Origin of the sequence: Sphaerisporangium perillae, assembly GCF_023276435.1 — a bacterium.
GTDB classification, from domain to species: domain Bacteria; phylum Actinomycetota; class Actinomycetes; order Streptosporangiales; family Streptosporangiaceae; genus Sphaerisporangium; species Sphaerisporangium perillae.
In genome coordinates, this window is record NZ_JALLPO010000006.1 from 40,152 (window position 1) to 61,322 (window position 21,171).

At 69.9% G+C, this 21,171-nt stretch carries 19 protein-coding genes; 7 read left to right on the top strand and 12 right to left on the bottom strand.

Annotated elements, in window-relative coordinates; translation table 11 throughout:
* Positions 1-207: 207 nt before the first annotated feature.
* On the bottom strand, positions 208-603 hold the full coding sequence (locus tag MYF83_RS07330; protein ID WP_248959615.1) for a hypothetical protein: 396 nt from the start codon (positions 601-603) through the stop codon (positions 208-210).
* A 181-nt stretch (positions 604-784) separates the two neighbouring features.
* Between MYF83_RS07330 and ctaE the strand changes: the two genes are divergently transcribed.
* From ctaE to qcrB, 4 genes are read left to right on the top strand one after another with little or no spacing between them, the layout of a single operon-like run.
* On the top strand, positions 785-1,411 hold the full coding sequence (gene ctaE, locus MYF83_RS07335) for an aa3-type cytochrome oxidase subunit III (RefSeq protein ID WP_279339242.1): 627 nt from the start codon (positions 785-787) through the stop codon (positions 1,409-1,411).
* Between the two features lie 17 nt (positions 1,412-1,428).
* Positions 1,429-2,259, top strand: coding sequence for a cytochrome bc1 complex diheme cytochrome c subunit (gene qcrC / locus MYF83_RS07340; protein WP_248959425.1), 831 nt, complete (start codon positions 1,429-1,431; stop codon positions 2,257-2,259).
* Positions 2,252-3,325, top strand: a complete 1,074-nt coding sequence (gene qcrA / locus MYF83_RS07345) for a cytochrome bc1 complex Rieske iron-sulfur subunit (RefSeq protein ID WP_248959426.1) — start codon at positions 2,252-2,254, stop codon at positions 3,323-3,325. The genes qcrC and qcrA overlap by 8 nt, the downstream gene beginning before the upstream one ends.
* Complete coding sequence (gene qcrB / locus MYF83_RS07350) at positions 3,322-4,968, top strand: cytochrome bc1 complex cytochrome b subunit (protein ID WP_248959428.1); 1,647 nt, start codon at positions 3,322-3,324, stop codon at positions 4,966-4,968. The genes qcrA and qcrB overlap by 4 nt, the downstream gene beginning before the upstream one ends.
* A 99-nt stretch (positions 4,969-5,067) precedes the next feature.
* Here the strand turns inward: qcrB and MYF83_RS07355 are convergent, their stop codons facing one another.
* From MYF83_RS07355 to ctaC, 4 genes are all read right to left on the bottom strand, one after another.
* On the bottom strand, positions 5,068-6,222 hold the full coding sequence (locus MYF83_RS07355) for a L,D-transpeptidase (RefSeq protein WP_248959429.1): 1,155 nt from the start codon (positions 6,220-6,222) through the stop codon (positions 5,068-5,070).
* A 350-nt stretch (positions 6,223-6,572) separates the two neighbouring features.
* Positions 6,573-6,968, bottom strand: a complete 396-nt coding sequence (locus MYF83_RS07360) for a cytochrome c oxidase subunit 4 (RefSeq protein WP_248959430.1) — start codon at positions 6,966-6,968, stop codon at positions 6,573-6,575.
* Complete coding sequence (ctaD, locus tag MYF83_RS07365) at positions 6,965-8,635, bottom strand: aa3-type cytochrome oxidase subunit I (protein ID WP_248959431.1); 1,671 nt, start codon at positions 8,633-8,635, stop codon at positions 6,965-6,967. The genes MYF83_RS07360 and ctaD overlap by 4 nt, the downstream gene beginning before the upstream one ends.
* Positions 8,632-9,420 carry an aa3-type cytochrome oxidase subunit II gene (gene ctaC / locus MYF83_RS07370; protein WP_443729291.1) on the bottom strand — a complete coding sequence of 263 codons (789 nt, stop codon included), beginning with the start codon at positions 9,418-9,420 and terminating at the stop codon, positions 8,632-8,634. Before ctaC ends, ctaD begins: the two co-directional genes overlap by 4 nt.
* Positions 9,421-9,670: 250 nt before the next feature.
* Here ctaC and MYF83_RS07375 point away from each other — a divergent pair, with 250 nt between their 5' ends.
* Complete coding sequence (locus MYF83_RS07375) at positions 9,671-10,810, top strand: cysteine desulfurase family protein (protein ID WP_248959433.1); 1,140 nt, start codon at positions 9,671-9,673, stop codon at positions 10,808-10,810.
* A gap of 68 nt (positions 10,811-10,878) precedes the next feature.
* A complete protein-coding gene (locus MYF83_RS07380; protein ID WP_248959619.1) occupies positions 10,879-11,154 on the top strand; it encodes a sulfurtransferase TusA family protein in 276 nt (91 codons plus the stop codon).
* A gap of 121 nt (positions 11,155-11,275) precedes the next feature.
* On the opposite strand, the gene MYF83_RS07385 is transcribed toward MYF83_RS07380, so the two are convergent.
* Positions 11,276-12,262: a carbohydrate kinase family protein gene (locus MYF83_RS07385; RefSeq protein WP_248959434.1), complete on the bottom strand. Its 987-nt coding sequence runs from the start codon at positions 12,260-12,262 to the stop codon at positions 11,276-11,278.
* Between the two features lie 235 nt (positions 12,263-12,497).
* Positions 12,498-12,851 (bottom strand): iron-sulfur cluster insertion protein ErpA, encoded by a 354-nt coding sequence (gene erpA, locus MYF83_RS07390; protein ID WP_248959435.1) that lies wholly within the window; start codon positions 12,849-12,851, stop codon positions 12,498-12,500.
* Positions 12,852-13,057: 206 nt separating this feature from the next.
* On the opposite strand from erpA, the gene nadA reads away from it, so the two are divergent.
* Positions 13,058-14,242: a quinolinate synthase NadA gene (nadA, locus tag MYF83_RS07395; RefSeq protein WP_248959436.1), complete on the top strand. Its 1,185-nt coding sequence runs from the start codon at positions 13,058-13,060 to the stop codon at positions 14,240-14,242.
* Positions 14,243-14,307: 65 nt separating this feature from the next.
* On the opposite strand, the gene MYF83_RS07400 is transcribed toward nadA, so the two are convergent.
* From MYF83_RS07400 to htpX, 5 genes are all read right to left on the bottom strand, one after another.
* Positions 14,308-15,045: an SIMPL domain-containing protein gene (locus MYF83_RS07400; protein WP_248959437.1), complete on the bottom strand. Its 738-nt coding sequence runs from the start codon at positions 15,043-15,045 to the stop codon at positions 14,308-14,310.
* A 72-nt stretch (positions 15,046-15,117) separates the two neighbouring features.
* Positions 15,118-17,610 carry a serine/threonine-protein kinase gene (locus tag MYF83_RS07405; RefSeq protein ID WP_248959438.1) on the bottom strand — a complete coding sequence of 831 codons (2,493 nt, stop codon included), beginning with the start codon at positions 17,608-17,610 and terminating at the stop codon, positions 15,118-15,120.
* Between the two features lie 123 nt (positions 17,611-17,733).
* A complete protein-coding gene (locus MYF83_RS43630) occupies positions 17,734-19,476 on the bottom strand; it encodes a phosphatidylglycerol lysyltransferase domain-containing protein (RefSeq protein WP_248959439.1) in 1,743 nt (580 codons plus the stop codon).
* Between the two features lie 219 nt (positions 19,477-19,695).
* Positions 19,696-20,256, bottom strand: coding sequence for a PspA-associated protein PspAB (gene pspAB / locus MYF83_RS07415; protein WP_248959440.1), 561 nt, complete (start codon positions 20,254-20,256; stop codon positions 19,696-19,698).
* A 4-nt stretch (positions 20,257-20,260) separates the two neighbouring features.
* The gene (htpX, locus tag MYF83_RS07420) at positions 20,261-21,166 is read right to left on the bottom strand and encodes a zinc metalloprotease HtpX (protein WP_248959441.1); all 906 of its coding nucleotides are present in this window, start codon (positions 21,164-21,166) and stop codon (positions 20,261-20,263) included.
* Positions 21,167-21,171 lie beyond the last annotated feature (5 nt).

The window sequence follows — 21,171 nt, forward strand, 5'->3', positions numbered from 1 at the left end:
GGGGAGCGGACCTCCATCGGTGAGCGGGGGGTCGACCTCCGCGGGTGGAGGAGAAGACCCCGTCGGTGGGGCGAGGGGCCGACCTCCGTAGGTGGAGGAGGGGCCCGTCGGGCGGTGGAGGAGCGGGTCTCCGGGTAGAGGCGGAGGGTCGGACCTTCATCGGCGGATGGAGGGCGTTCTCCGGTCAGTGGAGAGGACGTTCTCCGGTCAGTGGGAGATGCGGGTGGCCGAGCGGCGGCGTATGAGGCCGGCGACGGCCTCGGCGAGCGCCATCGGGTCGAGCGGCTGGGCCACGACGGCGTCGGCCCTGGACCAGTCGGCGAGCCATCGGTCGTCCCGGCGCCCGATGATCAGGCAGATCGGCGGGCAGTCGTACACCTCGTCCTTGGCCTGGCGGCTGATGCCCATGCCGCCCGCGGGAACGGCTTCGCCGTCCAGCACGGCGACGTCGATCTCGCCGGAGTCGAGGTGCTTGATGACGGCCGGCTGCGTCGCGCACTCGACGATCTCCACGAGGGGCACGTCGGCGGCGGGACGCCGCCCGATCGCCAGCCGCACCTTCTCGCGGGTGCTTGCGTCGTCGCTGTAGACGAGAACCCTCATGCTCACGGTCGCGCTCACTATCGATTGACGAGGTATGGTCACCACGGATGCTACCTGTCCCTGACGACGGAATCCCAGACCAGTCACACTTGGCGTAGTTCCAGGCTTATGTCTGGTTTATCGGACTGATGCGTCCCTAACCGGGGGGTCGTGCGGCGACCCGACCTGGAGAGCCGCAATAATGCTGGGCGTGGCGACAGCATCCGCAATTACGACGACGACAGCAGCATCGTCCCGCAGGCCCAATCTGGTCCAGGTGGGGACGATCGTCTGGCTGTCCTCTGAGCTCATGTTCTTCGCGGCGCTGTTCGCGATGTACTTCACCATCCGGTCGGTCAGTCTCGGCCAGGACAAGCCCTGGCCGACGCTGCCTGAGGGCGTCCAACTGGACGTGCCGTACGCGCTGGTCAACACGATCGTCCTGGTGCTGTCGAGTGTGACGTGCCAGCTCGGCGTGTGGGCCGCCGAGAAGGGCCAGGTCAAGAAGCTCCGCTTCTGGTACCTCATCAGCTTCCTCATGGGCGCCTGGTTCGTCGGAGGCCAGCTGTACGAGTACACCAACCTGGTACACGAGGGCGTGACCCTGTCCTCCAACGCCTACGGTTCGGTCTTCTACCTGACCACGGGCTTCCACGGCCTTCACGTGACCGGTGGCCTGATCGCGTTCCTGTTCATGCTGGGACGCACGTACGCCGCGAAGCGCTTCACCCATGAGCAGGCCACCAGCGCGATCGTCGTGTCCTACTACTGGCACTTCGTCGACGTCGTCTGGATCGGCCTCTTCGCGACCATCTACATCATCAAATGATCGGAACGAGGATATCGGTGAACTCGATCACCGCACGGAGGCGGCATCCACTCGCGCGATACGCCGTCCTCCTCCTGGCCCTGAGCCTCCTCGGAGGGGTGTACGCCCTGCTGGCGCCCGGAGGAGACCGGGCCGACGCGGCGATCGCCTCCGGCAGGGCGGACGACGTGGCCGCAGGCAAGGAGCTCTTCGCGGCGCACTGCGCGAGCTGCCACGGCCTCAACGCCGAGGGGACGTACTCCTCCGGCGGTGCATCGGGCCCGAGCCTCATCGGCGTCGGCGCGGCGGCCGTGGACTTCCAGGTGTCCAGCGGCCGCATGCCGTTGTCCGACCCCGGCCCCCAGGCGCCGCGCAAGCGCACGCCGGAGTGGGTGAACCAGGACGCGATCCGGCAGCTCGCCGCGTACGTGCAGTCGCTCGGCGGCGGCCCGACCAAGCCCTCCGCGGAGATGGTCGACCCCACCAAGGGTGACGCCGCGAAGGGCGGTGAGCTGTTCCGGGCGAACTGCATCCAGTGCCACAACTTCGTGGGCTCGGGCGGCGGCCTGACCTACGGCAAGTACGCGCCTCCGCTGAACCCGGCCTCGCCGACCCAGATCTACGAGGCGATGGTCACGGGCCCGCAGGCGATGCCGGTCTTCAACGACAGCACGATCACCCCCGAGCAGAAGCGGGACATGATCGCCTACATCGTCAGCGTCCGCAACCAGCCGGACCCGGGCGGCAGCGGCCTCGGCCGCATCGGTCCGGTCACCGAGGGTCTCGTGGCCTGGGTCGTCGGCATCAGCCTTCTCGTTCTCGCCGCCATCTGGATCACTGCGAAGAAGCGTCAGGCCAACCATGACTGAGAACTCCAACGACATCGAGCAGGCCGAGGATCGCGTCCCGAGGCGCGTCATCGGCACGCCCCCGCCGCGGGGTGAGGCGTCCGCGCTCGGCGCGCCTGCAAGCACCGACGAGCCGATCGTGTACGAGGGGGCGACGTTCCCCGACCCGGCCAAGGCACGCAAGGCCGAGCGCATCGTCGCCCTGCTGTTCCTGGTGTCCTTCGTCGGTGCCGTCGCGTTCATCGCGTCCTATGTCGCCTTCCAGGTCGGCACGATCGGCAGGACTCAGGTCTCCAACTTCGCGCTGGGAAGCTCGCTGACCGTCGCCCTGCTGGCTCTGGCGGCCGGCATCGTGGTCTGGGTCCGGCAGATCATGCCGAAGTACAACCTGGTCCAGCAGCGCCACCCGATGGTGTCGGACCCCGAGGTCCGCGAGTCGGTCGCCGAGACCTTCCTGCAGGGCGCCAACGAGAGCGGCTTCGTCAAGCACAAGCTGCTGCGCCGCACGCTCCTGCTGGCGGCGGCCCCGCTCGGCCTGCTGCCGCTGGTGCTGCTGAAGGACCTCGGCCCTCTGCCGGAGACCACCCTGCGGCACACGGTCTGGAAGAAGGGCCGGCGCCTGATGGTGGAGGGCACCAAGCAGCCCATCCGCGCGGCGGACTTCAACTCCCCCGGCGGCATCCTGTCGGTGGTGCCCGAGGGCTACGAGGAGGACCTCAACGCCCTCGCCAAGGCCACGCTGATCCTGATCAAGTTCAGGCCAGAAGACCTCAAACCGGGCACCAAACTCAATTGGACCCACGACAGCATCGTTGCGTACTCTAAAATCTGTACGCACGTGGGCTGTCCGGCGGCGCTGTACGAGCAGACGACGCACCACATCCTCTGCCCCTGCCACCAGTCCACCTTCGACGCCGCCGACGGAGCGAAGGTCATCTTCGGCCCGGCGGCGCGTCCCTTGCCCCAGCTGCCGATCGGTGTCGACGGCGAGGGCTACCTCATCGCACAGAGCGACTTCAACGTCCCGGTCGGCCCGAGCTTCTGGGAGCGCGGGGACGCCGAAGCCGAAGCTAGGGGGCAGGCATGAGCCTCGACAGCGCTCCGAAGGCCATCGCGGGACCCGCGAACTTCATCGACGAGCGCATCGGCGCGGGCAGCTTTCTCAAGCGCAACCTCCGCAAGGTCTTCCCTGACCACTGGTCGTTCCTGCTTGGTGAGATCGCCCTCTACTCGTTCGTCATCCTGCTGCTCACCGGCACGTTCCTGACGTTCTGGTTCAAGCCGAGCATGGGTGAGGTCACCTACAACGGCTCCTACGGGCCGCTGGTCGGCGTCCACATGTCCGAGGCCTACGCCTCGTCGCTGAACATCAGCTTCGACGTCCGCGGCGGCCTGCTGATGCGGCAGATCCACCACTGGGCGGCGCTGCTGTTCGTGGCGGGCATGATGGTGCACATGCTCCGGGTGTTCTTCACCGGCGCGTACCGCAAGCCGCGCGAGCTCAACTGGATCATCGGTGTGCTGCTGCTCAACCTGGCCCTCCTCGAGGGCCTGACCGGCTACTCCCTGCCCGACGACCTGCTCTCCGGCGCCGGTCTGCGGATCACCGAGGGTGTGCTCATCTCGCTCCCGCTGGTCGGCACCTACGCCACGTTCTTCCTGTTCGGCGGGGAGTATCCCGGCCACGACGTGATCTCGCGGTTCTACAGCATCCACATCCTGCTGATCCCGGGCATCCTGCTGGCGCTGATCACCGCCCACCTGATCCTCATGTGGGTGCAGAAGCACACACAGATGCCGGGCAAGGGCCGCACCGAGCAGAACGTGGTAGGCGCGCCGTTCTACCCGTCGTTCATGGCCAAGTCGGGCGCCTACTTCCTGTTCACCTTCGGAGTCCTGGCGCTGCTCGGCACGTTCGCCCAGATCAACCCGATCTGGCTGTTCGGGCCGTACACGCCGGCGGACATCTCGGCGGGTTCGCAGCCCGACTTCTACATGGGCTTCCTGGAGGGCTCACTGCGGCTCATGCCGTCGTGGGAGATCAACTTCCTGGGCTACACGCTGCCACTGAGCGTGCTCATCCCGGCGCTGCTGCCACTGGGCATCGTCATGACCGGCCTGGCGCTCTACCCGTTCGCCGAGCAGTGGATCACCGGGGACAGACGCGAGCACCACATCGCCGACCGGCCCCGCAACAACCCTCACCGCACCGCGATCGGCATGGCGGCCATCACGTTCTACGGCCTTCTGTGGCTGCTGGGCGCCAACGACTGGATCTCGGCGAAGTTCCACATCTCGCTGTACACCACGACCAATGTCGGCCGGGTGCTGATCATCGCCGGACCGGCGATCGCGTACTTCGTCGCTTACCGCATGTGCATCGGCCTCCAGCGTCACGACCAGGACGTCCTGTCCCACGGCGTCGAGTCCGGCGTCATCAAGCGCATGCCGAGCGGCGAGTACATCGAGGTCCACGTCCCTCCGGCCGAGGACATCGCGGCGCACGTGCGAGGCAAGGAGCCCATCCCGGCGATCGAGGCGGCCCCGGATTCCGACGGGGTTCCCCCCAAGGGGATGCGCGGCCCGCTCGGACGGCTCCGGGCCAAGCTCAGCGAGACCTACTCGACCGACACCGAGGCCATCTCGCTGGACGAGGGCCACAACGGCCACGGCGCTCCGCACGCCGCGGTCGGCGCCGGCGAGGACGAGACCAAGTCGATCGGCCACTGAGCGAGCGGGAGAGTCACCACCGAGCGCCGGCCACCCGGCCGGCTCCGGACGAAGTAAGAAGGGCCCGGGCGCGAAACGCGCCCGGGCCCTTTCGTGTCGTCATGAGGTGACGCGCTTCTTCGTCGAGTCGTCGGTCTGCCGGGTCGTGTGGTCGGTCACCGGAGTGACGGACAGCGCCTCGGTCGTGAACCCCGACCGCAGCCCGCTCCAGCGCAGCCACTGGGGCCAGGTCTCCTGCCAGTGGCCCCACCCGTTGCCGGGGTCCAGCTGGCGCGGCGTGCCGCTCACGATGATCGGGTCGCCGATGAGGGTGGTCTCCTTGAACCACTTGGCGTTCGACGGGCTGACGTTGATGCAGCCGTGGCTGACGTTGGAGTTGCCCTGCGACCCCACCGACCAAGGGGCGCCGTGGACGTACTCCCCGCTGTCGGAGATGCGCACGGTGTCGTACACGGTGAGGCTGTAGTAGCCGGGGCTGCCGGGCCCGGCGTCGGGGGACGTCATGGTGGTGACGTCCTCGCGCGACATCGCCAGGTGGACGCCGTTGGTCGTGTAGTGCTTCCAGTTGCCGCCCTGCCCGGCGCTGAGCGGGATCGTCCTGATCACCTGGCCGTCGCGCTTGACCGTCATCTGGTGGGTGACGGTGTCGGCGTGGCTGATCTGGGCCCGGCCGATCTCGAACTCGCGGACGTAGTCCTGGGCCCCGTACGTTCCCGGACCTCCGCGCACGCCGGCGAGCTGGGCGATCAGCTTCACCTTGGTGTGGGCCGGCCACCACTGCTTGGGCCGGAAACTGACCGACTTGTCGTCGAACCAGTGCCAGGCGCCTTCCACCGGCTTGGAGGTCTGCACCATGAGGTTGCGCTCGACCGACACCCGGTCGGTGATGGGCCGGTCGAAGGTCAGCATGATCGGCATGCCGATGCCGACGGTCATGCCGGTGATCTCCTTGTTCGGGAGGATCTTGTCGACGGCGAACGAGTGGGTGGCCTTGAGCGTGGAGAACTCGCTGCTCACCTGCTTGGTCGTGCCCGAGGGGCCCGCGGCGACCACCGTGACCTGATAGGTCTCCCCCGGTGCCATCGTGCGCTTGCTGCGCCACTGGGTGCGGTCGGCGCTGAGCACTCCCGCGATGGGGGTGTTCCTGGACTTCGTGTGGACCGTGACGCTCCTGAGAACCCCGTTGACGGCCCCGATCATGACAGGCAGCTCAGGGGCCACCTGAGTCGCCCCGTTGCCCGGAGAGACGCTCACAGCCACGTCCCGCCGTGAACCAGAAGAGTTACCTTGCCCTTTCTCGGTGCCGGAGCCCGCACAACCACCGACCAGCAGCAGGGCCAGCGCTCCCGTCCCAATGGCGACCACCCGGATCTCGACGTGTCCCACGTTACGTCTCCCCCGCTCCGATGGATCACTCCTTGTGAGTTATTACCCGGTTACAGCGTGTCGTGTACCTGTGCTCAACGAGAAAGGCCGAAACGTCCAGCAAAAAAGCCGCGCTGGTGGTCGACGGTTCCTTGACGGAACAAGTCGGCCACCAGCGCGGCGGAGTGGGGTGGGAGAGGGGCTCGGACGCCTGTGGCGACGCCTGGGGGCCCGCTCCGTCAGTGCGTGAAGTGTCCCCGGTAGTACTGGAAGACGAAGCCGATGGCGGCCATGATCACGGCGAACGCGCCGATGATGAACATCCACCAGCCGATGACGAAGCCGACGGTCATGAGCGCGACCGCGAGGCAGAGGAACAGCGGCCACCAGCTCGACGGGCTGAAGAAGCCCAGCTCGCCGGCGCCGTCGCTGATCTCGGCGTCCTTCCTGTCCTCCGGCTGCTCGCCGATGCGGCGCGCGGTGAACAGCAGGTAGTAGCCGATCATGAGCGCCAGGCCCACCGAGATGGCGAGCGCCGTGGTGCCGGTCGGCTCCTTGGACCAGAACCAGTAGACGAGGTCCACCGCGGCGAAGAAGATGCCGCAGAGGAGGAACATCCAGCCCTGAACCTTCATCGGGTCTCCTCCAGCTCCTTCTCCGGAGCCAGCCGGTGCGGGTTTTTCAGGTCGAAGGCAGGACGCTCCGACCGGATGCGCGGCAGCTTGGTGAAGTTGTGCCGCGGCGGCGGGCAGGAGGTCGCCCATTCCAGGGAGTTGCCGAAGCCCCAGGGGTCGTCGACGGTGACCTTGGGAGCGTGCCGCCAGGTGCGCCACACGTTGTACAGGAACGGCAGCGTGGAGGCGCCGAGGATGAACGCGCCCACGGAGGACACCACGTTCAGGTCGGTGAAGCCGTCCGCCGGCGAGTAGTCGGCGTACCGGCGCGGGAAGCCCTCGGCGCCGAGCCAGTGCTGCACCAGGAAGGTGGTGTGGAAGCCGATGAACAGCGTCCAGAAGTGCCACTTGCCCAGCGTGTCGTTGAGCATCCGGCCGGTGAACTTCGGCCACCAGAAGTAGAAGCCGGAGAACATCGCGAACACGACGGTGCCGAAGACGACGTAGTGGAAGTGGGCGACCACGAAGTAGGAGTCGCTCACCTGGAAGTCCAGCGGCGGCGAGGCCAGGATGATGCCGGTGAGGCCGCCGAACAGGAACGTCACCAGGAAGCCCACCGCGAACAGCATCGGTGAGGCGAAGGTGATATGCCCTCGCCACATGGTGCCGATCCAGTTGAAGAACTTCACGCCGGTCGGCACGGCGATGAGGAAGGTCATGAACGAGAAGAACGGCAGCAGCACCTGGCCGGTGACGAACATGTGGTGCGCCCACACGGCGGCCGACAGGCCGGCGATAGTGATCGTCGCGGCGACCAGGCCGATGTAGCCGAACACCGGCTTGCGGCTGAAGACCGGCAGCACCTCGGTGATGATGCCGAAGAACGGCAAGGCGATGATGTACACCTCTGGATGCCCGAAGAACCAGAACAGGTGCTGCCATAGCATGGCACCGCCGGTCGTCGAGTCGAAGATGTGCGCTCCGAGGGCCCGGTCGGCCTCCAGCGCCAGCAGCGCGGCGGCCAGCACCGGGAAGGCCAGCAGCACCAGGATGCTGGTGAGCAGGATGTTCCACGTGAAGATCGGCATCCGGAACATCGTCATGCCGGGCGCCCGCATGGTGACGATCGTGGTGATGAAGTTCACCGCGCCGAGGATCGTGCCGACGCCGGACATCGACAGGCCCATGATCCACAGGTCGCCGCCGATGCCCGGGGAGGACACGGCGTCCGACAGCGGGGTGTAGGCCGTCCAGCCGAAGGCGGCGGCGCCGCCCGGGGTGAGGAAACCCGAGACGGCGATCAGGCTGCCGAACAGGTAGAACCAGTAGCTCACCATGTTGAGGCGGGGGAACGCCACGTCGGGCGCGCCGATCTGCAGCGGCATCAGCTCGTTGGCGAAGCCCGCGAACAGCGGGGTCGCGAACATGAGCAGCATGATGGTGCCGTGCATGGTGAACAGCTGGTTGAACTGCTCGTTGCTCACGAACTGAAGGCCGGGCTGGGCCAGCTCGGCACGCATGACCAGCGCCATGACGCCGCCGATCAGGAAGAACACGAACGAGGTGATCAGGTAGAGGTGCCCGATCACCTTGTGGTCGGTCGAAGAGAGCCACCGGGCGATGACCGTGCCCTTGCGGGCCTGTCGCGGGGTGATGCCCACCCGGATGGGTTCGTTGATGGCGGTCACTGAGCACTCCCCGCCTGGCTGGTTACGTACTGGTCGTACTCGGCCTGCGGCACGAGCTTCACCGTGAAGAGCATGCGGCTGTGGTCGACGCCGCACAGCTCCGCGCAGCGGCCGGCGAACTCGCCGGGCTTGTGGAGGGTCTGGATCTCGAAGCGGTTGTGCACGCCCGGGATGACGTCACGCTTGAACAGGAACGCGGGGACCCAGAAGGAGTGGATCACGTCCGGCGATTCGAGGTCGAACTCGATCTTCTTGTCCATCGGAAGCACCAGCACGGGCTTCTTGGCGGGCGTGCCCACCACGCTGACGGTCTTGCCGTTGTACTCGCTGGTGAAGCGCCAGCTCCACTGGAAGCCCTCGACCTTCACCTTCACGTCGGGGTGGCCCGACACCGCGGTGACGACGTTCTCGTCACGGGCGGTGAAGTAGAAGAACACCGCGATCATGACGATCGGCACCGTGGTGTAGAGGATCTCGATCGGCAGGTTGTACCGCACCTGGGGCGGCAACGCGTCGCCGGTGTTCTTGCGCTTGCGGTGGAACGCGCACGCCCACAGGATCAGGCCCCAGACGACGACACCGACGGCGAGGGAGGCGATCCAGGCACCGTTCCAGAGATTCTGGATGATGCCGGCCTCCTTGGTGACGCCCTCGGGCATGCCGGCACGCTCCCACGTGCCAGGTCCACCACACGCCGTCAGGGAAACCAGCAGCGCCGCCAGGGCGGCGGCGCGTGGCACCCTGCGGGCCAACGGACGCCGTGTAGTACGGCGGGTCGGACTCACGGATCGCCTACCCCACAGTTAAAGCCCAAGAGTCCCCCTCCTGGGCGGTCGTTTCCAGATTCACGATATTCGTGCTCTTAGTTGTCTCACGTCACGCTGGGGGACACATTAGCGCGCACCGGGGCCGCCCTCCTTCTCAGCCCCCGCGAAGGCCGCCCGTGCCCTCCCGCGAGCGCCGACCCCGCCGTCCCGCGAGCGCGGCCCGTGCCCCCCGCGCCTCGACCGCCGGCACGGGTGCGACCATGAACGCGTGGCGTACTTCGACGCGGCCTCCTCCGAGCCTCTGCACCCCGCCGCGCGTGAGGCGCTGATCGCGAGCCTGGACGCCGGGGGCGCCGACCCCGCCCGGCTTTACGGCGCGGCCCGGCGGGCGCGCCTGCTGCTCGAACGGGCCCGCGCGGAGGCCGCCGAGGTCATCGGCGCCAGGCCGGACGAGGTCTCGTTCACCTCCTCGGGAACGCAGGCCGTCCACCTGGGGGTGCTAGGGACGCTGCTCGGCCGCCGGCGCGCGGGCCGCCGCCTGGTGACCGGCGCCGTCGAGCACTCCAGCGTCCTCGCCGCCGCGTCAGCGCACGAGCGCGAGGGCGGCGCCGTGGAGGTCGTCGGCGTCGGCCGCACCGGAAGGGTCGATCTCGCCGCCTTCGGCGCGGCCGTCGCCCGTGAGGGCACCGCCCTGGCGTGCCTGCAGACCGCCAACCACGAGGTCGGCACCCTGCAACCGGTCGAGGAGGCCGCCGTGGCCTGCCGGGCCGCGGGAGTGCCGCTGCTGGTCGACGCGGCCCAGACCCTGGGACGGCTGACCGTCCCTGGGGGCTGGTCGGTGCTGGCGGCGAGCGCCCACAAGTGGGGCGGGCCCGCCGGGGTGGGGCTGCTGGCCGTGCGCAAGGGCACCCGGTGGCGTTCCCCGCTGCCGGAGGACGAGCGGGAGCGGGCGCGAGTGCCCGGCTTCGAGAACGTGCCGGCGGCGGTCGCGGCCGTGGCGGCGCTGCGCGCCCGGGTCGCCGAGGCCACGGAGGAGAACGCCCGGCTGTCGGCGCTCGTGGACCGCCTGCGCGAGGCCGTGCCGCGCCTGGTCCCGGACGTCGAGGTCATCGGGGACGCCACCCTGCGCGCTCCCCACATCGTCACGTTCTCGTGCCTGTACGTGCCGGGTGAGGCGATACTGACCGAGTTGGACAGGGCCGGGTTCGCCGTATCGTCCGGCAGTTCATGCACGGCGAGTACGCTACGACCATCGCACGTGTTGGAGGCGATGGGAGTGCTCACGCATGGCAACGTCCGGGTCTCGCTGCCCAGGGGAGCTTCCGCCGCGGACGTCGACCGGTTCCTCGCCGTCCTGCCGGACATCGTCCGGCGCGTCCGTGGGAGCGTGGGAGTGAGGTCGTCGTGAGGCGCGGCAAGCGGGCACCGGATCCCGGCGGCGCGCGCCCGGGACGCGACAGCGAAGGTGAGATCGTGATGGCAGGCTCGCAGCAGTACGCGGCCACCGAGGCGCCACAGCCGCCGGCCGCCCTGACGATCGACGCCCTCGGGCGCAAGTGCCCCATCCCGATCATCATGCTCGCCGAGCAGATCAACCAGGTGCCGCTCAACGCGACCGTGGCGGTCCTCGCCGACGACCCGGCGGCCTTCACCGACATCCCGGCGTGGTGCCGCCTGAAGTCCCACCACCATGTGGGCAGCTACACGCTTCCCCGGGGCGGCTGGGCGATCCACGTCCGGCGCAACTACTGACCCGCCCACGTCCGGCGCAACTACTGACCCGCCCGCCTGAGCCGCCGCTCACGGCCGTCCGGGCCGTCCCTCACCACCGTCCGGGCCGGGCCCGCCGCGAGGGCGGGCGCGGCGAGGACGATCACGGGTAGTGGCACTCCATGCGCGGCTCGACCTCGGCCGCCGCGTCGGCGCCGTAGGCCGCGGCGAACCGCTCGACGAAGGCCCGCTTACCGAGCTGGTACTCCTGGCCGCCGACGTGCTCCAGGACGTAGGTGGCGGTGAGGTTGCCGATCTGCCCGCAGCGCTCCGGCGACAGCCCCCAGACCAGGCCTGACAGGAAGCCCGCGCGGAAGGCGTCGCCGACGCCGGTCGGGTCGACCTTGCGCAGCTCAGGCGTCGGGGGAACGTGCACGGTCGGCTCGCCCTCGCGGTCGATGCGGGCGCCCTTGGGGCCGAGGGTGGTCACCCGCACCCCGACCCGGGACAGCACCTCTTCGTCGGACCAGCCGGTCTTCTGCTCGACGAGCGCCTTCTCGTAGTCGTTGGTGAACAGGTAGGCCGCGCCGTCGACCAGCGACCGGATCTCCTCGCCGCCCATGCGCGCGAGCTGCTGAGAGATGTCGGCCCCGAACGGGATGCCGCGCTGGCGGCACTCGTCGGTGTGGCGGAGCATCGCCTCCGGGTCGTTCGGGCTGATCAGGACCAGGTCGAGCCCGCCTACGCGGTCGGCGACCGGCTGCAGCTCGATCAGGCGCGCCTCGGCCATCGCCCCGGTGTAGAAGGAGGCGATCTGGTTGTGGTGCTCGTCGGTGGTGCACAGGAACCGCGCCGTGTGATGCAGCTCGGAAATGTGCACCGAGTCGCAGTCGACGCCGTGGCGCTCGAGCCAGGAGCGGTAGTCGGCGAAGTCGCTGCCGACCGCGCCCACCAGGATCGGGGACAGGCCGAGACAGCCCATCCCGAAGGCGATGTTGGCGGCGGCGCCTCCGCGCCGGATCTGCAGGTCATCGACGAGGAAGGACAGCGACACGCGGTCGAGCTGCTCGGCGATGAGCTGGTCCCCGAAGCTACCAGGGAAGGTCATCAGATGGTCGGTCGCGATGGAGCCGGTGACGGCGATGCGCACGGGGTCGCTCTCCTCGTTGTCAGCCTCGATGAGCCCGCCAAGAATACGCCACGCGGGCGATCGCCAGCGCTCGAAACCGCTGGGGAGGATCTCCCGCGCGGGCCGCGAGCGGGCGCCGGCCGGGAGACCTCCCCGGCCACCTGCGGCGGGACCCGGCAGGCCGCCTGGGCCCCCTAAAAGCACATGCCGATACCCCGCCCGGCGGAGATCGCCCGGCGGGGTATCGGCGGTGTGGCTAGTTGAACGAGTCGCCGCAGGCACACGAGCCTGTGGCGTTCGGGTTGTCGATCGTGAAGCCCTGCTTCTCGATGGTGTCGACAAAGTCGACCGTGGCGCCCGTGAGGTACGGAGCGCTCATCCGGTCGGTGACGACACTTACCCCGCCGAAGTCGGAGACGACGTCTCCGTCCATCGAGCGGTCATCGAAGAAGAGCTGGTAACGCAGGCCCGAGCAGCCGCCGGGCTGCACCGCCACACGCAGCTGCAGGCCGTCTTCGCCCTGCTGCTCTAGCAGACTGCGCACCTTGGCCGCGGCCGCGTCGGTCAGGACCAAGCCCTGCTGCGTGGTCTCGCTGCTCTCAACCGTCATCTGTTGACTCCCCGTCTGCCCCAACGCCCCTCGGGGACGGAGGCCTGGTTCTGAGGTCTCACTCAGACGCTACCAACAGCGGGGCACCGCTACACATTCCTATCTCAGGGCGCGGTCCTTCCCCACCCCCCGGCACGACGCATCCCAGCCCGTGTGCCATCATTAGTCGTCAACTAGACGATAAGCCCCCTAAGAGGTGTAACGCCGTGACGACTACCGAGACCGGCCTTCCGCTCTTCGTCCTCGGCCAGGGCACCGACGCGCACAGCGAGCGCGGCGTCGACTGCCCCGGCGAGCTCCCCGAGGCCTCCGACCCGGCGCTGGTCGCGCGCGCGGCCAAGGCCAAGGCGGCTCTGGGCGACCGGCTCTTCGTGCTCGGTCACCACTACCAGCGCGACGAGGTCATCCAGTTCGCGGACGTGACCGGAGACTCCTTCAAGCTCGCCCGGGAGGCGGCGGCCCGTCCATCGGCGGAGTACATCGTCTTCTGCGGCGTCCACTTCATGGCCGAGTCGGCGGACATCCTGACCGGAGACGCCCAGCGGGTGGTGCTGCCCGACCTCGCCGCCGGCTGCTCCATGGCCGACATGGCGACCTTCGACCAGGTCGAGGAGGCGTGGGACGTCCTGACCGACCTCGGCATCGCCGAGGTGACCGTGCCGATCACCTACATGAACTCCTCGGCCGACATCAAGGCGTTCTGCGGGCGCGAGGGCGGCGCCGTCTGCACCTCCTCCAACGCCCGCCGCGCCCTCACCTGGGCGTTCGACGAGGGCCCCGAGGGGCCGGCGAAGCAGGGCGGCGACCGGAAGGTGCTGTTCCTGCCCGACCAGCACCTCGGCCGCAACACCGCGGTCCTGGAGATGGGGCTGTCCCTGGACGACTGCGTGGTCTACAACCCGCACCGCCCGAACGGCGGCCTCACCGACCAGCAGCTGAGGGACGCCAAGGTGATCCTCTGGCGCGGGCACTGCTCGGTGCACGGCCGGTTCACCGCCGAGTGCGTGGACGAGGTGCGCGAGCGCATCCCGGGCGTCAACGTGCTGGTCCACCCCGAGTGCAGGCACGAGGTCGTCACCAAGGCCGACCACGTCGGCTCGACCGAGTACATCATCAAGATGCTGGACGAGGCCCCGGCCGGGTCCGCCTGGGCCGTCGGCACCGAGCTGAACCTCGTCAAGCGGCTGGCCGCCCGGCACCCTGACAAGACCGTGACCTTCCTGGACCGGACGGTCTGCTACTGCTCGACGATGAACCGCATCGACCTGCCCCACCTGGTGTGGGCGCTGGAGTCGCTCGCCGCGGGACAAGTGGTCAACCAGATCACCGTCGACCCCGAGACCACCCACTGGGCCAAGGTCGCCCTCGACCGCATGCTGGCCCTGCCGTAGTCCCCGTCCGCCGGCCCTCCACCCCCGCCACCGTACGGCGGGGGCCGGCGAGTCCGGCCGGTCGGCTAGATCAGTTCGAAGACCGCGCGGAGGGTGACGCCGATCGAGGCGTGGCCCGGGCTGATGGACGCCTTCTCCGCCATCGTGAAGCGGGAGGGCGAGGCGTCGCCCTCCTCCTCGAGCTTGACCATGCGGCCGACCTGGTGCCCCGTCAGCTGGGCGTACTGCCGCGCCTTGGCCAGCGCGTCCCGGTAGGCCGCGGCGCGCGCCTTCTTCACCAGCGCCGCCACCCTCGAGACCTCGAACGAGATGCCGTTCAGCCGCACCTCCTCCCCCACCGCCGCGACCGCGTCGACGACCGCGTCGGCCCGGGACAGATCGTGGACGAGCACCTCGGCGCCCTGTGTCGCCCGGTAGCCCACCACGTTCGGGTACTTGTCGTACTCGGCGCCCAGGGAGAGGTCGTTGGTGCGCACGTCGGTCCGGTCCACACCGGCCGCCAGGAGCGCATCGGTGAGCTTGAGCCCGGCCGCCTTCACGGCGGCGAACGCCTCTCCCGCCTTCGGCCTGCGGGCCTCCACGCCGACGTTGAGGCGCATGACGTCCGGCGTGGCCTGGACGCTGCCCCGCCCGACGACGACGAGTTCGGCCGGCACGGCCGTGCGGCCGGGCGCGGACCGCGCCACGCCGGCGGGGGACGCCTGCGCGGGGACGCCCGAGGCCGCCAGGGCGGGCACGGCCTGCGCCCCGGCGAAGGCGAAGACGAAGGCGGCGGCCGCCGGCACCACACTGAGCTTGGTCATGAGCACATGCCACCACCGGGCGGCCCCGGCTCCGGCGCGCCCTCTCCGTGGACGGCCGGAACTTGACCAATATCAGGAAGCCCTGGTGTAGCGCAGGTACTGTTTTTTGTACTCTCCCGCCTTGGCCGTCGCCAGCACGCGCGTCGCGGTGCCCGAGAGGTCGACGACCACCGCCTCGTACCCGCTGCCCTTCTTGCGCCAGCCCGCGATGTGCTGGTCGTCGTACCAGCCGATGAGCCGGTCGGTGGGGAAGGAGAACCGGGCCGCCTCGCTGCCGTCGAGCCCCCATACGCAGATCTCGGTGTCCGAGCCGGAGCACTTGGTCATGAAGTGCTCCCCGGACGGCGACACGTCGTCGCCCTCCACGGTCAGCGGGCTTCCCACGTCGAGCAGCGTCTGCAGCACCGTGCCGTTCAGGTCGTAGAACCTGATGCGCTGAGTGGCGCCCTTCAGCGCCCAGGTGCCGACGGCCCTGCCGTCACCCCGCCAGAAGTAGCTCCAGGTGCCCACGTCCTTCTCCTTGACCCGGACGATCTTGGCCTTCTCCCTCGCCACGTCGATGATCGCGTAGCCGTACCCCTTGCTGGTGTCGTCGACGGCCTCGTTGAGCGTGACCAGCACCTTCCTGCCGTCCGGCGACCACTGGGGGAAGGTCGGGTACACCGGCGCCTTGGCGATCCTGATCACCGTCGGCTTGCCGCCCGTCCGGTCGACGAGGGAGACGGTGGAGTAGCTGTCCCTGGTGTAGACGGTGTCGGTGCCGAGGGCCTTGCGGCCGTCGTCGCTCACCGTGTACTCGAAGTACTTGCCCGTCTTGGCGAAGGAGGTCCCCCCGTACTTCCGGACGTAGACGCGCTTGCCGTAGTCCAGGCTGTAGAACGTCAGCTTGATCGGGTCGCTGTCATTCTCGTGGAGGGTGATGGTGCTGCCCGGCAGCTTGATCGTCCTGGTCGCCGCGGGCGGGGGCGAGGCGGCGGAGGTCGCGCCCGCCGCGGGGGTCTCCGCCGAGGACGCCACCGTTCCCGGCGACGGCGAGCCGGCCGGGGTGGCCAGTGGACCGGACGAGCTCGTCACGGGCTCGTCGGTCCGCCCCTGCTGGTTCGTGGCGTCGTTCGTGAGGCCGGTGCCGGTGTCCTTGCCCAGCGACTGCGCGATCAGGTACCCCGAGCCGCCCAGCACCAGCGACACCGCGACGACTCCCGCCACGATCAGGGGCACGCGTCCCGTACGGCCTCCGCCGGGCGGGGCCCCGCTCGGGGAGGTCGCCTCGACGCCGCTCGGCCCGGTCGCACCTGGGGCGCCCGACCACGGAGGGGGCGGCGGGCCCTCCGGCCGCTGCCAGTTCGGCACCGGATCGCCCGGGTAGGACTGCGCCGGTCCCGGGTACGGCCGCCCGGCGTACGGCTGCGGGGCGCCGGGGGCCGGCTGCGCGGCGTACGGCGCCTGCGGGCCGGCCGGGTTCCCGGTCCCCTGCGCGGGCTCGGGCCGCCACCGGCGCGTGGGCTCCTCCGGCTCGGACAGCGGAGGCCGGGCCCCGGAGGCCGCCTCCTGCGAGACGCGGGGACCAGGTTCGTGCGGGGCTCGCGGGTCCGCGCCGCGTGCGGCCTGAGGGGCCGGATGATGGGCGGCCTGGGGGGCCGGGTGATGAGGGGCGTGGGGGTCCGGGTGATGAGGGGCCCGGGGACCGGGGTCCTGCGCGGCCTGGGCGACGGCGGAGCCCTCCGCCATGATCGCGGCGGCCGGCGCCGCGGCGGCGCCGCCGTGCCCGAGCAGGCGCATGAGCACCTCGCCGGCGGCCGGCCGCGCGGCCGGCTCCCTGGCCCGGCAGGGGGCCCCGATGCCGCGCCGCGCCTCCGCCCGCGCGGCGGGGTGCGGTTCGAGGTTCATGATCCGGTGGAACACGGCCGGAAGGCTGTCGGTGCCGAAGGGCGCGTCCCCGGTGGCGGCGAAGACCATCGTGCCCGCCCAGGCGAACATGTCGGCGGCCGGGCCCGCCTGCTGGCCCGCGAGCTGCTCGGGGGTCATGTAGGCGGGCGTGCCCACGACCATGGAGGTGAGCGTCGAGGTCTTGTCCAGCGCCTTGGCGATGCCGAAGTCGATGACCCTGGGCCCGTCGGCGCCCAGCAGGACGTTCGACGGCTTGAAGTCGCGGTGGACGATGCCGGCCTGGTGGATCGCGACCAGCGCCGTGACCGTGCCGATCGCCAGCCGGTACAGCGCGGCGCCCCTGCGGGGGCCCTCCTGGCCGACCACCGCGTCCAGGGTCGGGCCGTCGATGTACTCGCTGACGATGAAGGGCCGCTGGTCGGCCACTCCGGTCTCGATCACCTGGGCGGTGCAGAAGGTCGCCACGCGTTCGGCGGTGGACACCTCCCGGACGAACCTCGCGAGCGCCTCCTCGTTCTGGGCGAGGTCGGAACGGAGCACCTTCACCGCGACCGTGGCGCCCTCCGGCGAGCGGCCGAGGTAGACGACCCCCTGACCGCCCTCCCCCAGCCGGGCGGTCAGCTCGTAGCCCCCGACCCGTGCCGGATCCCCCGGACGCAACGGCACCGGGTTCGACATGGCGCCCCCTCCATCCCCCACTTATGGGCTTATTCCAACCCATTGTGGCGTGGACTTGAGGAAGTCTTTACCTTCGCCGCCAACCCGTACCCGTAGCGTGACCCGCGGCACACACGCCGGCGATCAGCGGTCCCGGCGCCTGCGGCCTAGGAGGGATCGGCGTCCCTGACCGGCGTGCCGCCCGCGCCGGAGCAAGGTGAGCACGCCCGGCACGGTCAGGAACCCCTCGGCGATCATGGAGGCCAGCCCCACCTTAGGCAGGTCGCGCGTGTCGTCGTAGGCGACGAAGCGCGGCACCCACCGTGGGTGGTACTTGGCGTTCGCCCGGTACAGCGACTCCAGCTGCCACCACCGGGAGCAGAACACCAGCGTCCAGCGCCACAGGCGCAGCACCGGCCCAGCACCGAGCCGCGCGCCGCCCTCGAACACCGAACGGAACATGGCGAAGTTGAGCGAGACGCGCTTCACGCCCAGCTCACCCGCCTCGGCCACCAGCCCGGCGACCATGAACTCCATCAGCCCGTTGTCGGCGTTCCGGTCGCGCCGCATCAGGTCCAGGGACAGGCCGTCGTCGCCCCACGGCACGAACGACAGCAGGGCCGCCGGCTCGCCGTCGGCGTGCCTGGCCTCCACCACGACACAGGACCCGTCGGCCGGGTCGCCGAGCCGGCCGAGGGCCATCGAGAACCCCCGCTCGGTCTCGGTGTCGCGCCAGGCGTCGGCGCGCTCGATGATGTGGCGCACCTCCTCGGGGGACAGCTCGGCGTGGCGCCGCACGCGCAGCGTGTACCCCGCCCGCCTGACCCTGTTGACGGCCTGCCGCACCCCGCGCATCTCCCGGCCGCCCAGACTGAACTCGGCCACCTCGATGACGGCCTCGTCCCCGAGCTCAAGGACGCGCAGCCCGGCGCGGGCGTAGGCGTGCGCGGCGGCGTCGCTCGGGCCGATGACGGCGGGCGCCCAGCCGTAGCGGCGCGCCTCGTCCATCCACGCCCGGATGGCCGGCGCCCACGCCTCGACGTCGCCGATGGGATCGCCTCCGGCCAGGCAGACGCCCGCGACCACGCGGTAGGACACCGCCGCCTTGCCGCTCGGCGAGAAGATCACGGCCCGGTCGCGGCGGGTGGCGAAGTAGCCGAGCGAGTCGCGCGAGCCGTACGCCGCGAGCAGTTCCCTGACGCGCGCCTCGCTGTCCGCCGGCAGCTCCGCCCTCGCCCGCTGGGAGCGGAAGAGCACGGCGAAGGCGACCAGCACCGCGACCGCGCTCAGCAGTCCGATGACGAAGTTCACCCAGGACGGGGGCCACCCCGTTCGGGAGAAGTCCAGCGTCACCACCCCGCCGAGAGCCTTCTCCAGCGCCCACCGCAGGTGGTACTTGGCGTTCAGCGTTCCCGGGAAGAGCGTCACCAGGGCGTACCCGGCGGCGAAGGAGACGGCCAGCAGCGACCCGAGCGTGAGCAGGGCCTTCCTGAACGACCCCCGGCGTGTCGGGGCGAAGAACTCGTCGTGCGCCGCCGCGAGGACGCCGAGGACGGCGGCCGACACCACGAGGTTGACCTCCGAGGCCACCACCTGCGGCGTCAGGGAGAACTCCTCCACCAGGTCGGGCATCAGCGACGCCGACAGCACGAGGGCGAGGTTGCCCAGCACCAGCAGGGCGAAGAAGGTCACGAGCACCCAGTACGCCGCGCGCTTGTGCCGCGCCAGGGCTCCGGCGAGGATCCCGAGGAACACCGCATAGCCGAGGTTCGGCTCGACCGGGAAGACCGCCACCTCGATCAGCTTGGTGACCGGCCGGAGCAGGTGACGGATGGGCGCGACCATGGCGATCATCGCCGAGTACACGGCGGCCATCGCCACGCCCACGGACATCACCCGTGGCACGACAGCCCGGAAACGCCGCCCGGCGTGCACTTCTGTGGCCGCTTCAACACGGCCGTGATCGGTCACTGCCACCTGATTCCCCCCGGCGATGGCTGATCTGCCCGGGTGGTATACCCCTCGGTTCGCATACCTAAGGGCGAGAACGACCTGAGTGATCGTCTTCGTACTACCTGCGAAGGCCCGCGGGCGGCGGCGGCCGGCTCAGAGGCCGGGGGCGCCCCAGACGGGAAACCATCGCGACAGATCGGGCTCGATCGGGAGCTCTCCGCTGATCGCGCCCCGCATCTGAAGCTCCAGCGCGTTGTCCCGGCGCTCCCCCGGCAGCGGCGCGAAGGGGTAGAAGGTGCCCTGCTTGTACAGGTAGACGATCGCGAGCCGCCGCGACGAGGCGTCGGTGAAGGTGACCAGCGAGCACAGCAGCGACGGGCCGAAACCCGCCGCCTCCAGCGAGGAGTTCACGCCGTGCAGGTCGGTGACCAGCGCGCTGAGGTCCTCCGCGGGGCGGCGGACGAGCAGCCAGGTGTAGCCGTAGGAGTCCTGCGACTGCTCCACCTGGACGTCGCCGAGCAGTTCCTTGATGTCCTTCTGCAGCGTGGCGAAGGCGCCGCCCTCGGCGGAGCGGAAACAGACCGACCCGAGCCCGGTCGGCTCGAACCCGGTGGCCGCCTGGAGCGTCACCGCCGCCGACGGGAGCGCGAACAGGGCGTCGAGGTTCGGCTTGGCGGGTTTGCTGCGGCCGAGCAGCACGTCCAGCCAGCCCATCGGTTCAGGCCCCCCGGCCGAGCTGGCCGGCGATCTGGCTGAGCTGCTCGAGGCGGCGCTCCAGCGGTGGGTGGGTGGCGAAGAGCGTCGCCAGGCCCGCGCCCCGTCCGGAGAGCGCGGGGGTGAAGAAGAAGGCGTTGAACGGCTGCGCCTCGCGCAGATCGCGGGTCGGGATGCGCGACATCTCGCCCGTCACCTTGACCAGCGCGCTCGCCAGGGCGGAGGGCCGCTGGGTGAGCAGGGCGCCGGCGCGGTCGGCCGACAGCTCGCGGTAGCGCGACAGCGCGCGGGTGAGCAGGAAGCTGACCGCGTACACCACGATCGAGACGAGCATGATGATGAGCCCGATCGGCGGGCCGTTGTTGTTGCCCCGGTCGCGCCCGAGCCCGGAGTAGAGCGCGAAGCGGGTCATCAGGCCGGCGACGATGCCGAGGAAGGAGGCGATCGTCATCACGGCGACGTCCCGGTGGGCCACGTGGGACATCTCATGGGCGACGACGCCCTCCAGCTCCAGCGGGTCGAGGCGCCGCAGGAGCCCGGTGGTCACGCAGACCACGGAGTTCTTCTGGTTGCGCCCGGTGGCGAAGGCGTTCGGCACGTCGGTGTCGGCGATCGCCACCCGCGGCTTCGGAGAGTTCGCCAAGGCGCTCAGCCGATCGACCAGGCCGTGCAGCTCCGGCGCCTCCTGCCGGGAGACCTCCCGTCCGTGCATCGCGAACAGCGCGATCCGGTCGGAGAAGAAGTACTGGACCAGCAGGAGGCCCCCGGCGAGGACGAGCACCACGATCGCCTGGACCCCCATGGCGATCAGGACGCCCACGAAGACGACATAGAGCAGGCCCAGCAGGAACATGGTCACGACCATGCGCACCGTCAGACCCCGGTCGGGGGCATACCGGGTTTGTGTCATATCTA